9 protein-coding genes are annotated in these 14,226 nt (G+C 68.2%); 6 read left to right on the top strand and 3 right to left on the bottom strand.

Annotation, left to right across the window (positions count from 1 at the left end; genetic code table 11):
* Window positions 1-3: 3 nt before the first annotated feature.
* Window positions 4-1,665, bottom strand: coding sequence for a maltose alpha-D-glucosyltransferase (gene treS, locus Pmi06nite_RS21990; RefSeq protein ID WP_239114100.1), 1,662 nt, complete (start codon window positions 1,663-1,665; stop codon window positions 4-6).
* 337 nt (window positions 1,666-2,002) lie between these two features.
* On the opposite strand from treS, the gene Pmi06nite_RS21985 reads away from it, so the two are divergent.
* From Pmi06nite_RS21985 to Pmi06nite_RS21965, 5 genes are all read left to right on the top strand, one after another.
* On the top strand, window positions 2,003-2,677 hold the full coding sequence (locus Pmi06nite_RS21985) for an anticodon-binding protein (protein WP_203954954.1): 675 nt from the start codon (window positions 2,003-2,005) through the stop codon (window positions 2,675-2,677).
* Window positions 2,678-2,764: 87 nt separating this feature from the next.
* On the top strand, window positions 2,765-4,147 hold the full coding sequence (gene lysA, locus Pmi06nite_RS21980) for a diaminopimelate decarboxylase (protein WP_203954953.1): 1,383 nt from the start codon (window positions 2,765-2,767) through the stop codon (window positions 4,145-4,147).
* A gap of 42 nt (window positions 4,148-4,189) precedes the next feature.
* Complete coding sequence (locus tag Pmi06nite_RS21975; RefSeq protein WP_239114099.1) at window positions 4,190-5,497, top strand: homoserine dehydrogenase; 1,308 nt, start codon at window positions 4,190-4,192, stop codon at window positions 5,495-5,497.
* Window positions 5,498-5,604: 107 nt separating this feature from the next.
* Window positions 5,605-6,693, top strand: coding sequence for a glycosyltransferase family 2 protein (locus Pmi06nite_RS21970; RefSeq protein WP_203954952.1), 1,089 nt, complete (start codon window positions 5,605-5,607; stop codon window positions 6,691-6,693).
* A gap of 32 nt (window positions 6,694-6,725) precedes the next feature.
* Window positions 6,726-8,579, top strand: a complete 1,854-nt coding sequence (locus Pmi06nite_RS21965) for a glycosyltransferase family 2 protein (RefSeq protein WP_203954951.1) — start codon at window positions 6,726-6,728, stop codon at window positions 8,577-8,579.
* Between the two features lie 147 nt (window positions 8,580-8,726).
* On the opposite strand, the gene Pmi06nite_RS21960 is transcribed toward Pmi06nite_RS21965, so the two are convergent.
* Window positions 8,727-9,899 (bottom strand): O-methyltransferase, encoded by a 1,173-nt coding sequence (locus tag Pmi06nite_RS21960; protein ID WP_203954950.1) that lies wholly within the window; start codon window positions 9,897-9,899, stop codon window positions 8,727-8,729.
* 191 nt (window positions 9,900-10,090) lie between these two features.
* Window positions 10,091-12,259, bottom strand: coding sequence for an acyltransferase family protein (locus tag Pmi06nite_RS21955; RefSeq protein WP_203954949.1), 2,169 nt, complete (start codon window positions 12,257-12,259; stop codon window positions 10,091-10,093).
* 855 nt (window positions 12,260-13,114) lie between these two features.
* On the opposite strand from Pmi06nite_RS21955, the gene thrC reads away from it, so the two are divergent.
* Window positions 13,115-14,173 (top strand): threonine synthase, encoded by a 1,059-nt coding sequence (gene thrC, locus Pmi06nite_RS21950; RefSeq protein WP_203954948.1) that lies wholly within the window; start codon window positions 13,115-13,117, stop codon window positions 14,171-14,173.
* The last annotated feature ends 53 nt before the right edge of the window (window positions 14,174-14,226 follow it).

The following is a 14,226-nucleotide window of genomic DNA, read 5'->3' as shown; positions in this document are numbered from 1 at the left end:
CCCCTACTGGATCGACAGCCAGTAGAAACCGTGCGGGGGAAGGGTGAGCAGGTAGGGGAGCTCGCCGATCGCGGGGAAGGGCACGCCGCCGCGGCATTCGATCGGCGTCAGGCCGCTGAACCGGCGAAGGTCGAGCTCGACCGGCTGCGCGAACTTGGAGAGGTTGTTGACGCACAGGACCCGGTCGTCGCCCTCCTCCCTGATGTAGGCCAGCACGCTGGGGTTGGACGACCACAGCTCGCTGTAGCCGCCGGTGCCGAAGATGGGATGCTCGCGCCGGATCTGCAACATCCGCCGGGTGAAGTGGAGCAGCGACGACTCGCTCTTCAGCTGCGCCTCGACGTTGACGGTCTGGTAGCCGTAGACGGGGTCCATCACGGCCGGCAGGTAGAGCCGTCCGGGGTCGGCCGTGGAGAAGCCGGCGTTCCGGTCGGGGTTCCACTGCATCGGGGTGCGGACCGCGTCGCGGTCGTCCAGCCAGATGTTGTCGCCCATGCCGATCTCGTCGCCGTAGTACAAGACCGGCGAGCCCGGCATGCTGAGCAGCAGGGCGATGAACAGCTCGATCTGGTCCCGGTCGTTGTCGAGCAGGGGGGCGAGCCGGCGCCGGATGCCGAGGTAGGCCCGCATCCGCGGATCCTTGGCGTACTCGGCGTGCATGTAGTCGCGCTCTTCCTCGGTCACGCTCTCGAGCGTCAGCTCGTCGTGGTTGCGCAGGAAGATTCCCCACTGCCCGCTGTCGGGCAGCTTGGGCGTACGGGACATGATCTCCGAGATCGGCTCCCTGCTCTGCCGGCGCACGGCCATGAAGATGCGCGGCATCAGCGGGAAGTGGAACGCCATGTGGCACTCGTCGCCACCGGTCGTGGGGTCGCCGAAGTACTCCGCCACGTCCTCGGGCCAGCCGTTCGCCTCCGCCAGCAGCACGCGGTCGGGGTAGAGCCGGTCGACCTCGGCCCGGATGCGCCGCAGGTACTCGTGGGTCTCGGGCAGGCCGGAGCAGGAAGTGCCCTCACGCTCGAAGAGGTACGGCACGGCGTCGAGCCGGAAACCGTCGACGCCGAGGTCCAGCCAGAACCGGATGACCTCCATCATCGCGTCCTGGACGGCCGGGTTGTCGTAGTTGAGGTCCGGCTGGTGGTGGAAGAACCGGTGCCAGTAGTACTGGCCGCGCACCGGGTCGTAGGTCCAGTTCGACTCCTCCGCCCCGATGAAGATGACCGGCGCGTCGCCGTACTTCGTGGGGTCGTCGGACCAGACGTAGAAGTCGCCGTACGGACCTTCCGGGTCCTCCCTGGAAGCCTGGAACCACGGGTGCCTGTCACTCGTGTGGTTCATGACCAGGTCGGTGATGACCCGAAGGCCGCGTGCGTGCGCCTGCTCGATCACCTCGACGAAGTCGCCCAGGTCGCCGAACTCGGGCAGGACCTTGAGGTAGTCGGAGATGTCGTACCCGCCGTCACGCAGGGGCGAGTCGTAGAGCGGCAGGAGCCAGACGCAGTCGATCCCCAGCCACTGGAGGTAGTCGAGCTTCTCGATCAGCCCGCGCAGGTCACCGGTGCCGTCGTTGTTGGAGTCCCGGAAACCGCGGACCAGCACCTCGTAGAAGACCGCCTGCTTGTACCAGTAGGGGTCCTGCTTCGTGTACTCCGTGATTTCATCCATAGGCTTGAGATCCCTGGACATATCGATCTCGGCATCCGGCATCAGATCGCCGGCCGTATCGGCTGCAGACACCGGCGGAAGCGGCTCTGGGTATGGCGAAGCAGCGTTCATCTGGTCTCACTTGAGGAAAAGAATGGGGCGTGCGGCCAGATCACGCCCGAGCCTTGAAGCTCACGCCGTCTTGTTTGGCCTTATTTGACCAAACCTACCACTGCATAACGCCTGACCGTAATTGCTTACTTCCTGGTAAGGGGAACTTTTTACCTGTTTCCGAGTGATCACGGAGTGCCGACCCGGAAACGCGCCGCGGGGCCCCCGGCGGCCTAGGGTGAGCGGCGTGACACCTGCCCGGCTCGGCCTGCTCCTGGGCGCACCGCCCGCGCCCCAGGGATCGTGGGAACGCGAGGCCCTCGTGGTTTCCGCGGCCGCACTCGGTGCCGCCCGTGGGCGCCCTGCGGGGGACGTGGCGGAGGAGATCGCGCGGGAGTTGCGCGGCAGTGAGGGCGTCGCCGAGGTGCGGGTCCGGCCCAACGCCTTCCTGGAGATCGTGCTGGGCGTCCCCGGCGAGATCGCCCGGGAGATCGTGACGGCGGGTTCCCCGGGAACGCCTCGTGTTCCCCTCTCCGGTCTTCCGGATTTCCCCAGAACATGGGAGAACCCCGGCTTCGTCGTGCGGTTCGCGCACGCGCGCGCGTCGGCCGTCCTCAGGTGGGCCCGCGATCTCGGCGTCCCGTGGGAGGGTTTCCGGCCCGAGGCGTTGGACGACCCCTGTGACCGGGCGGTCCTGCGCGCGCTCGCGGAACTGCCCAGCCGTACGGCCGGCCGCGACCCGGCGTGGGAGGCCTACGCCGAACGGCTCGCGCTGGTCTATCACGACGCGCACGAACACGCTCCCGCCGTCCCGATGGGAGGTCGTCCTCCGGGCGAGGTGCACACCGCCCGGATCTGGCTGGCGAGAGCCGTCCAGGTCGTTCTGGTGGATCTTTACGGTGAGTTGCCGAGCAGATTGTGATGGATGCTCCTGGAGTGTCCTGTGAGCCCGTCTCGCCACGTGGGCGGCCGTCTCACAGGGGCTGCGTGGTCGGATAGCCTCGTTCGGGTGAGTCGATTCGCCCATCCCGCCGGTGACAGGCATGCCGAAGTGCTGCCAGAGGAGCGACCTCCCCATGCGCCGGCCGATCTCAACGCCCTCGACCCCGCGATCTGGCCGCGAACGTCCGGCCGGACCGGTGGTGTGATCACGATCGGCGGTGTAGACGTCCGGGACCTGGCGAAAGAACACGGCACGCCTCTCTACGTGATCGACGAGGAGGACTTCCGCTCCCGTTGCCGCGACCACAAGGCCGCCTTCCACGGCGGTGAGGTCCACTACGCGGGCAAGGCGTTCCTGTGCCGCGAGGTCGCCCGCTGGATCGACCAGGAGGGCCTGGGCCTGGACGTGTGCAGCGCCGGCGAGCTCGCGGTCGCGCTCAGCGTCGGGTTCCCGCCCGAGCGGATCACGATGCACGGCAACAACAAGTCGCTCGCCGAGCTGGAGCACGCGGTCGAGGTGGGAGTCGGGCACATCGTGGTCGACTCCTATGAGGAGATCGCCCGGCTCGGCTTCCTCGCGGAACGGCATGGCCGGCGGCCCAGGGTCATGATCCGGGTGACCGTGGGCGTCGAGGCGCACACCCACGAGTTCATCGCGACCGCCCACGACGACCAGAAGTTCGGCCTGTCGCTGAGCAGCGGCGCGGCGGCGGAGGCCGTGCGGCGCATCCTCGCCCTGCCGCAGCTCGAGCTCGTGGGCCTGCACTCGCACATCGGATCGCAGATCACCGACACCGCGGGCTTCGAGGTCGCCGCCCGCCGCCTGGCGACGCTCCTCGTCGACGTCAAGAACGAGCACGGAGTGGTCCTGCCGGAGCTCGACCTCGGCGGCGGCTACGGCATCCCCTACGTCGAGGGGGACGAGGCTCCGGACATCAAGGTCGTCGCCGACAGCCTGCACGAGATCGTCACCAAGACCTGCCAGGCGGCGGGGCTGCCCGTGCCGCGTCTCACGGTGGAGCCGGGCCGGGCGATCGCCGGCCTCGCCGGTGTGACGCTCTACGAGGTCGGCACGGTCAAGGACGTCGAGGGCCTGCGGACATACGTCAGCGTCGACGGCGGCATGAGCGACAACATCAGGACCGCGCTCTACGGAGCGGACTACACGGCCGTCATGGCCTCGCGCGGCACCGAGGCGGGGCCGATGTTGTCCCGCCTGGTCGGCAAGCACTGCGAGAGCGGTGACATGATCGTTCGTGACCTGTGGCTGCCCGAGGACCTCGTGCCGGGCGATCTGATCGCGGTGGCGGCCACCGGCGCGTACTGCCGCTCCCTCGCGAACAACTACAACTACCTCCCGAAGCCCGCGGTGGTCGCGGTGTCCGGGGGCCGGTCCCGTGTGATCGTGCGCGGGGAGACGGTGGAAGATCTGTTGCGGGGGCAGCTGTGACCGGAATCGGCGCGGGGCCACGCGGCGAGACGAGGAGGGCTCGTGACTAACGCCAAACCGGCGCTCAGGGTGGCGCTGCTGGGCTGTGGCGTCGTCGGGTCGCAGGTCGTGCGGCTGCTGGGCGAGCAGGCCGACGACCTGGCCGCACGGGTCGGCGCTCCCCTGGAGCTGGCGGGCGTGGCCGTACGGCGGCTGGGTCGCAGGCGGGACACGGAGATCGACCCCGCGCTGCTCACGACCGACGCCGAGGCACTGGTGACCCGCGACGACGTGGACATCGTCGTCGAGGTGATCGGCGGGATCGAGCCGGCCAGGTCGCTGATCCTCGCCGCGATGTCCCACGGCAAGTCCGTGGTGACCGCCAACAAGGCCCTGCTGGCGGAGGACGGCGCGACCATCCATGCCGCGGCCAGGAAGAACCGGGCCGACCTGTACTTCGAGGCGAGCGTGGCGGGCGCGATCCCGCTGCTGCGCCCGTTGCGCGAGTCGATGGCCGGTGATCACGTCCACCGCGTGCTCGGCATCGTGAACGGCACGACCAACTACATCCTCGACAAGATGGACTCCTCGGGCGCGTCGTTCACCGACGCCCTGGAGGAGGCCCAGGCGCTCGGGTACGCGGAGGCCGACCCGACGGCCGACGTCGAGGGCTTCGACGCCGCGGCCAAGGCCGCCATCCTCGCGGGCATCGCCTTCCACAGCCGGGTGACGGCGGCGGACGTGCACCGCGAGGGCATCACGGAGATCACCGCCGCTGACGTGGCCTCGGCCAAGGGCATGGGGTACGTCATCAAGCTGCTGGCCATCTGCGCGCGTTCCGACGACGGCGGCTCGATCGGCGTCAGGGTCCACCCCGCGATGATCCCGAGGACTCATCCCCTCGCGGGCGTCCGGGAGGCGTACAACGCGGTGTTCGTGGAGGCGCAGTCGGCCGGACGGCTGATGTTCTACGGCGCGGGCGCCGGCGGCGCCCCGACGGCCTCGGCGGTCCTCGGGGACATCGTGGCGGTCGCCCGCAACCGCATCGCCGACACCCGCGGGCCCGAGGAGTCGACGTACGCCGACCTGAAGGTCCACCCGATGGGCGACACGATCACGCGGTACCACGTCTCGCTGGATGTGGCGGACAAGCCCGGCGTGCTCGCACGGGTCGCCGACATCTTCTCCACGCACGACGTCTCGATCCAGACGGTCAGGCAGGAGGGCCGCGGGGACGACGCCCAACTCGTCCTGGTGACCCATCGGGCGAACGACGCCGCGCTTTCCGCGACGATCGAAGACCTGCAGGACCTCGACATCGTGCGCGCGGTGGCGAGCGTCATGCGCGTCGAAGGAGACGACACCCCGTAAGTTCGCATGAGCTCATACATATTGTGGTTGACGGGGATTGATTTGACCCCACTGTGCCAGAATGCGGGTTCTTGTTGAGCGCATTCGTGATGTACAGGGGAGGTTTCATGATCAGCCCTCAGGGCTTCCTCCGCGCTCCGAGCGCGGAAACGGCGGAGGCCCGCTGGGACGGGAGCCAGTGGATCATCTCCGGAACAGCCTTCCCCGATGGGCTCACCGAGGGGGACGTGGCCGGCTTACGTGATCTTCGAGACGTTCGCATCGAATGGCCTCAGTCCAGCGCCCCCTTGGACGTCATTCATCAGCTCGCGTCGGCCGGAGTGCCGCTGCACTCGGCCGCGGCGCCCGACTGGCTCGATCCGGATCTGCGGGACCTCGTCACCGACGCCCGGTGGCTCGAGCCTGAGATCGACGGCACCGGCGCGTCGCTGGCCGATCTCCGGCGAGAAGAACACAGCCTGCGGCTGCGCCGCCTTGGGCTCCGGCGCTCGATGAACACGAGTGAACGCGGCCTGGTCAGCGTCATCGTGGCAAGCAGAAGGCCGGCGCTGACGGCCTTCACGCTGGCGCAGATCGCCCGCCAGCGGCACGTCGACTTGGAGGTCGTCTACGCAGCTCACGGCTTTCCAGCAGAGGTCGTACGGCAGGAGGCGAGAGACTTCCCCTTCCCGATCGAGATCGTGGAGCTCGGAAGCGAGACCGTGTTCGGCGAGGTGATCAACGCCGGCGTCGCGCGGGCCAACGGCGGCTATATCGCGAAATGGGATGACGACGATTGGTATAGCCCGGACCATCTGTCGGACCTGTTGCTCGCCAAGGAGTATTCGGGGGCTGACGTGGTCGGCATGCCCACCGAGTTCTACTACCTCGAACCGCTGGACATCACGGTCCGCAGGGGCCGCTGGCGCACGGAGATCACGGCCGACCTCGTATCAGGCGCGACACTGCTGCTGGAGCGGACCACATTTCAGGAGATCGGCGGGTTCCAGCCGGTGCCCCAAGGGGGGGACACCCGACTGCTCAAGGCGATCGAGGCGGCAGGCGGCACCATCTACCGGACCCACGGGATGGGCCTGCTGGTCCGGCGGGCCGCGACGGCACAGCACACCTGGCAGCCACCGCTCTCCGAGTTCATTCGAGGCTCGGCCAATCAGTGGCGGGGCTTCCACCCGACTCGGATCCTGGAGGGTTCGTGAATCGCCCCTCGACACTCCCCGGTGCGCCGGCCATGACGCCGCGAGTCACTCCTTCGATCCCCAGGATCCGTGGCAACGACTACTCGAGCCTCACGCCGCCCGAGATCGGTGCGTGGACACCCGCCATGCGGGTGAGCGTGATCGTGCCCGCGTACAACGGACAGGAGAAGCTCGACCTCGCGCTCGCGGGCCTGGCCGAGCAGAGCTATCCGGCCGACCTGATCGAGGTCATCGTCGTCGACAACGGCAGTGAGCAGCCGCTGCGCCTGCCCGAGATCCGCCCTGTCAACACACGGTTGATCCTTTGTGAGATCCCGGGGAGGGCCAACGCGCGTAACGCAGGCCTGCAGGTGGCCACGGGCGACGTCATCCACTGGCTCGACTCCGACGTGGTGCTGGACCGGGTGGCGATCGAGGCGCACATGCGCTGGCACCACCTCGCGCCGTACCTGTCGGTCACCAGCTACCTGCGGTTCACGACGGTGGAGTCGCCGACCCCGGCGGACGTGATCGCAGCCGACGATCGGGCGAAGTTGTTCGAGCCCGCAGATCCGCACGAGTGGATCGTGAATCTCGTCGAGAGCACCGACAAGCTCCGTTCCGCCGCGCAGGGCGCATTCCCGCTTCACGTCGGAGGGTCGACGTCGGTCAACGCCGGGCTGATCAAGGCGGCCGGCCCCATGGACGAAGAGCTGATCCTCGGCCAGGACACCGAGATGGGCTACCGGCTGTCCGAGGCAGGAGCGGTGTTCATTCCCGAGCCCCTGTCCATCGGCTACCACCTGGGGCCCACGATGCGGATGCGCGAGAGGACCCCGATCAGCCGCGTCAGCCACGCGTTCACCCCCGACCGCATCCCGCACTATCGCTGGCTGCGGCAACATCCGACCCGGCAGTACCTGACGCCTTACGTCGAGGTGGAGATCGACGTGACCGACGCCTCTTATGAGGACGTCCGCGCGACGGTCGACAACCTCCTGGCGGGGACGATCCCGGACCTGTCCGTAGTCCTCGTCGGCCCCTGGGACGAGGTCGAACCCGAGTACCGCGCGCCGCTCACCAATCCTCGCCTCGACCTGGTCCTGATCCGTGGCCACTACGACGGCGAAGCTCGGGTGCGGGCCGGCGGCCGCGCCGGGCCGGCGCCGTACGTGTTGCGCCTGCCGCCGGGCTGGGTCCCCGGCGAGGACTCGGTGGCTCAGCTGATCGACCTGATGACGGAGCGCAGCCTCGGCCTGGTGTCCGTGCTGCTGGCCGAGCGGCCCGAGGGGATCGTCGCGGCCCGCGTCGAACGGACCGCCGCGTTCGCCCGAGCCGAGATGCTGGCGGAGGAGGGCGAGGACCTCGACGGGGTCGTGACCGAGGTCTACGGGTCGATGTGGGTGGACCCGGAGACGTACGGGCTTGTTCCGGCGGCCGACGCGAGCCCTCTGGAGGCTCGCAGGAGCGCCTATCGTCGCCGGCTCAAGGAGAAGGCAGAGGAAGAGAAGAGAAGGTCGGCGTGGCAAGGTGAGCTGGAAAAACTGAAAAAGGAAGGCGAGCGGCTCAACGGCGAGGTCAAGCGCCTCAACGGCGAGGTCAAGCGCCTCAACGGTGAGGTCAAGCGTCTCAACGGTGAGGTCGAACGCCGCGACGGCGAAGTCGAGCGTCTCAACGGTCAGGTCGAACGCCGCGACGGCGAAGTCGAGCGTCTCAACGGCGAAGTCACCGAGGCGCGTGCGGAGGCGCAGCGCTGGCGGACCAGCGCCGTGCAATTCCGCCGCGAGATCGGCACTCTGCGCAGGCAAATCAGCGTGCTCAAGCGTGGCCGCGGCCTCACACGGATCACGCGGAGCGGTATTCGCCGTATTCGAGGCTTGCTGAGCGACCAGTCGCCCCCCAAGTGATCGGGTGACGGAGTGATCGGGTGACGGACACTCCGAGACGCCGCCCGTACGCCGGCGGGAGCCGGCGGGTCATGTCCCCGCCCGGTCCCGCCGGTCCGTCGAGCTGATCGGCCCCTCAGGGCCTCCGAATCTTACGAGCGGCCGCGGTCACTCCGACGACTGCGGCGGCGTGTAGGTGAAGATGGCCTGGCGGTTGAAGAGCGAGGTCTCCCGCGTGAGCCCGGGGAACTCCTCGGCCCAGCGCCGGGCGATCTCCTGCTCGTCAGCCCTTTCCACGTCGTCGAGAAGGACGAGAGACCTCGCCGCCAGCTTCGGCGCGATGGCGTGGAGGGCCGGGTACCTCGAGTTGGGGCCCACAGCAGCGGGCGGTCCGTCGACGAGCAGCAGGTCGACTTCCTCCACGTCTTCGAACGCTCCCACGCCGTACCAGTTGTAGCTTTCGCCGGCGACGTCGAGCGGGGACAAAGGTGCGACTCGAACCTCCGCCACGTGGTCGAGGCCGTGCATCTGGAGCATGAGCCTCGTTCGCGCGGCGTACTCCTCGTCGTGGTCGATCGATATGAGGCGGCCGCCGGTCTTCTCGAGGGCGTAGGCGATCCAGATCGTCGACGTTCCGCTGCCCAGCTCGAGAAGGACCCGAGGCTGCCGCCGGTCGATGAGAGTGAGCAGTTCGAGCAGCCCGGTCGGGCTCAGTGCCCAGCCACCGGACGTCGGCATGGGGGCGCGGGGATCGAACCTTTCGAACAGTTGCAGGAGCGCCTCGTTCTCCCGCACGACCTCCCAGCGAAGAGTGACCAGTTTCGCGTCGAAATGCCGTTGTACGGAGGTGATCTTGTCGCTGACGGCAGTGATCTTGCTGCCGAGGCTGCTCAGCGGCCGTGCGGATTCCTCGATCTTGTTCTGCGTCTGCTTGAACCCGGCCAGCAACTCATGTTGGCGCTCCGCTCCCGAGCGTCGCTCGTCCTCCACGGCGGAGACGAGCTGACGCTCCAGAGAGGCGAGGAGCTGGCGCTGGGTGGACAGGCTCGTGTTCAGCCGGTTGTCCAGCTTGGCCAGAACCGCCCGCTCGTTCTCCACGGCGGTGAGGGTCTGCCGCTGTGCCGTCTCGATGCGATTGGCCAATTTCCTGTTTTCGAGCGTCTGCGTTCGGATCTGCTGAGCGACGCGGGGTCCGAGACGCACGATGACGACGGCGATGGTGGCGAGCAGTACTCCGATCAGTGCGGTCGCGAGCTCCGGATGCCCTAGAAGAGCGGCGATCGCTGTGCCGGCTCCCAGCACCACGACGGCCAAGAGCTTGAGGGCATGACGTTTCGGCACATCTCTCACCCGCCGCACCAGACTCGCCCTCCCTTCTTGAGGGCTGTTATTCGACACTCGGTTCAACCTTCCCGGATCACCAATGTGACTGAAGTCGCTTTCGGACGCGTTGCCCCAGGTTAGTAGGCATGGCGCGGGTGGGTGGCGGGGCGTCCCGCCACCCACCCGGTGGCTGCTCCGTGCGCGGAGTCCTAACCGGTGGGCCCGGTCGCGGCGGCCGCGTCGAACTTCGCCCGCAGACCTGCCTTGGGGAGCGCCTTCGCCAGGCGCGGCGTGAGCGTCTTGACGTATGTCGCCGTGAGGTGAGATCCCTGCCGATAGACGAGGACGTTGCCGATGACGGCCGAGCATCGTGCCGTCGGGCAGATGGCGTCGTGGAGGTCGATGAACGACACGCGAGCCATCCCCGCCGCGGCCTTCTTCTGGACCGGCGCTCCGCTGTGCGCCTTGTCCCGGTCGAACGCGCACGCGGACAGGTGGTCAGGGTTCTTCGCGACGCACTCGTAGACCTCCATGCCGGGATCCGGATTGTCCGCGAGGACGATGACCCGCATGCCGGCGCGGGTGAGCGCCGACCACGACTTCCGCAGCCCGGCCACCATCGCCTCGGGGGTGACCTGGCCGGCGGCGTCGATCGCACTCGACGCGAGCTGGGACGTGAAAACGTAGTCCGGCTTCTCGGTGTTGATGAGATAGGGCAGAAGCCGGGAGTTCCACTCCGTGCACGACGTATACGGCTGCTTCGTGCCGTCCGCCTTCATCATCTGCGCGGACGTCAGAGTGCAGCCCGACTTCGTGAAGACCGTGAGGCGCCAGTTGTTCTGGGTCGCGAGCAACTGGAGGGCGGGGAGCCACTGCGCGATCTTGGAGTCCCCGGCTGCGGCGACCCTGATCTTCGATTTCGGGTTGCCGTACGTGCAGGACAGCACCTTCGCGTCATCCGCGTTCTGGTGGCAGCCGTTGGCGTAGACGTCGGGCAGGTCCTTCGTCGCCTGCAGCGGATCCGGCACCATGTACTCGACGTGGTCGGCGGGAGCGCCGGCGGGGTCGTCGCGGGGGTCGGCCGCCAGCACGGCGGCCCCCGGCGCCTGTCGGGCCGGGCCGCCCGCGACCGCGGTGGAACTCGAGACCCCCAGCAGGATCGCCATGCCCGCCACGACGCCGACGAAGGTGAAGTTGGCGCCCAGGCTGAGTGCCAGCCGGGGAGAGTTGGATATCGCCGCGGAATACCGAAGGGGGTTTTCGATCAGGCGATGAGTGAGCCAGGCCGGGACGACGGCGACCAGTGCCACGAGCAGCCCGTGGCCGACCGTGAGAGTGCCGCTCCAGTAGGCGGTCGCCGCCACGAGCAACGGCCAGTGCCACAGGTAGAGCGAATAGGAAAGTCCACCGATCCATCGGAACGGGGCGGTCCCCAGCAGCAACTCCGGCCCGCCGCGGACCACTGAGCACCCCGCCGCGATCACGGCCGCCGTGCCGAGGGTGGGCAGAGCGGCGTGATAACCCGGCCAGGCTGTCGCGCCGCTGAAGACGAGCGCGGACGCCGCGATGCACGCGACCCCGGCCCATCCGATCACGATCGCCCACATCCGGGGGAGCTTCGCGCACTGGGACACGCTCAGGGCGAGCCCCGCGCCGATCGCCAGTTCCCATACGCGGGTGGGCGTCACGAAGAAGGCGCTCTCGGGGGAGTGCGCCGTCTCGATGACCGAGTAGACGATGGACGGCACCGCGACCAGGAGGAGAAGCGTCCAGACGATTGGCTTCGCGCGCCTGCTCAGCATCCTCGCCAGGAGAGCCGCCAAAATGATCAGCAGGGGCCACACGACGTAGTATTGCTCTTCGACCGCGAGCGACCAGAAATGCTGAACGGGCGACGGGGCGGTGCCCTCGGCCAGGTAGTCGACGGACCGGGCCGCGAAGCGCCAGTTCACCACGTACAGCGCCGAACCGACGATGTCGCCGCCGACGGCCTCCCACTGCGTCTTCGGAATGAAGATGCGGGTCAGTGCGGCCGTCACGATGAGGACGACGGCCACGGCCGGCAGAAGACGCTTGGCCCTGCGGGCGTAGAACCGCGTCAGCGAGACCGACCCTGTGCGTTCCAATTCGGAGACGAGCTGTGACGTGATCAGAAATCCGGAGATCACCAGAAAGACGTCGACGCCGACATATCCGCCGGGAAGGAAGGAAACTCCGGCGTGGTACAGGACGACAAGGGTGACGGCGATCGCCCGGAGGCCCTCGATGTCGCCGCGCTGACGCCGCGTTTCACCCGACGACGCCCCGTTCTGGGCCGAGCCTCGATGCTGGCTGGAGGGCGCGTCGGTCGCGGTGGCGAGAGATGCCTGACTAGTCACAGGCGGTGGGAACTCAGAGACGCTCATTAGGCCACATCGTTAGTGATATCTCCATTTGCCGTACGTAGTCCTGGCCCGCCGCGTACCCCTCTTCAGCGATGGGCGAGGGGATGACCAGCTGTCTGAAGGACGAGCACGACGACTCCCCGGGGTGCGAGTGGCCCGCTGGGGGAGGAGAGCGGGCCGTCTCTTGCGGGTGTCGGCTCGCCTCCGCCGGCCTGCGGGCCGTGGGGGAGGTTGCTGCGCGGGGTGCCGGCGGGGAGGTTGTTACGCGAGGTGCCGGCGGGCAGGTCGCTGCGCGGGGTGGGGTCCCCTTCGCCCGAGGCCTGCGCGGATTCCGCTGAGCCTCCCCGGCGAGGCCGTCCTCGCAGGGGGAGCGGGCGGGCCCGGATGGTGGAGGGCGTTTGCGCACGGAGGACTCGACGTCTCACCGCTTGACCCCTCATCGCACTGTCACCCTAATGATCTACGAGGGTCCGGGGCCTGACATCGACCTCGCCTGGCAAACTGGAACCAGAAATGTGCGGTCAAATAAAGGCGAAACCCACTTCTTCGGGCGAGACAGTACACCACGGACCTCTGTCATGTATCGACTCTGAGTGCCCACAACAAGATCGTTAATAACCGGGGATGTCGATCCCGGAAACGGGAAACGGGTGCGGCCGCCGGTTCATGGGGCGGCTTCCGCGGGATCGCTTCGGCGCGGCTCGGTGGAGGGGAACGCAGGGGGTTGCGCCGCGATGCTCGATATGTCCAGCAGTTGGACAAAGTTTCCCACATGGCGAGCGGGAGGCCGTAGACTCGGTGGCCAATACCCCAGGTGGCACGCGTATGCAGCGCGTGGAGGGAGTAATCATGTCCAGGGCTTGGCGTGGCCTCATCGAGGAGTACCGTGACCGGCTTCCCGTGTCCACGACGACGCCGGTGGTCACCCTCTTCGAGGGCGGAACGCCTCTCGTGCCGGCCCGGCGCGTCTCCCAGCTGACCGGATGCGAGGTCCATCTCAAGGTCGAGGGCCTCAACCCGACGGGGAGCTTCAAGGATCGCGGCATGACCGTGGCGATCAGCAAGGCGCTCGAGGAAGGCGCCAAGGCGGTCATCTGCGCATCCACGGGCAACACCAGCGCCTCCGCGGCCGCCTATGCCGTACGGGCCGGGCTGACCTGCGCGGTCCTCGTGCCGCGCGGCAAGATCGCGATGGGCAAGCTGGCCCAGGCGCTGGTCCACGGCGCCCGGCTGCTCCAGGTGGAGGGCTCGTTCGACGACTGCCTGGAGATGACCAGGAAACTGGCGGAGAACTACCCGATCGCTCTGGTGAACTCGGTCAACCCGCACCGGCTCCAGGGGCAGAAGACCGCCGCCTTCGAGATCGTGGACCAACTCGGCGACGCGCCCGACGTGCACTGCATCCCCGTCGGCAACGCGGGCAACATCTCGGCCTACTGGATGGGCTACAAGGAGTACGCCGAGGAGGGCATCGCCACGAAGCGGCCCAGAATGCTGGGATTCCAGGCCAGCGGGGCGGCGCCCCTGGTCAGCGGCGCCCCCGTCACCCACCCGCATACGATCGCCACCGCCATCAGGATCGGCAACCCGGCGTCGTGGCGCCTTGCCGAGGCCGCGCGCGACGAGTCGGGCGGGGCCATCCAGGCCGTCACCGACCGTCAGATCGCCGCGGCGTACAAGTTGCTGGCCCAGGAGGAGGGCGTGTTCGTGGAGCTCGCCTCGGCCGCGAGCGTGGCGGGCCTGCTGCAGGCGCATGGACAGGGAATGCTCGTGCCCGGGCAGCGCGTGGTGTGCACGGTGACCGGCAACGGCCTGAAGGACCCCGACTGGGCGATCTCCGGTGCTCCGACGCCGGTGACGATCCCCGTCGACGCCTTCGCGGCCGCCTCCGCCCTCGAACTGGCCTGACGCGCCCGTCATCCCGCGTGATCACGCACAGGTCCTCGCATCGCGCCACCGGC

This window comes from Planotetraspora mira, from assembly GCF_016863275.1.
Lineage (GTDB): Bacteria > Actinomycetota > Actinomycetes > Streptosporangiales > Streptosporangiaceae > Planotetraspora > Planotetraspora mira.
The sequence above is the reverse complement of the archived record's forward strand: the minus strand, read 5'-3'. Positions and strand labels throughout refer to the sequence as shown.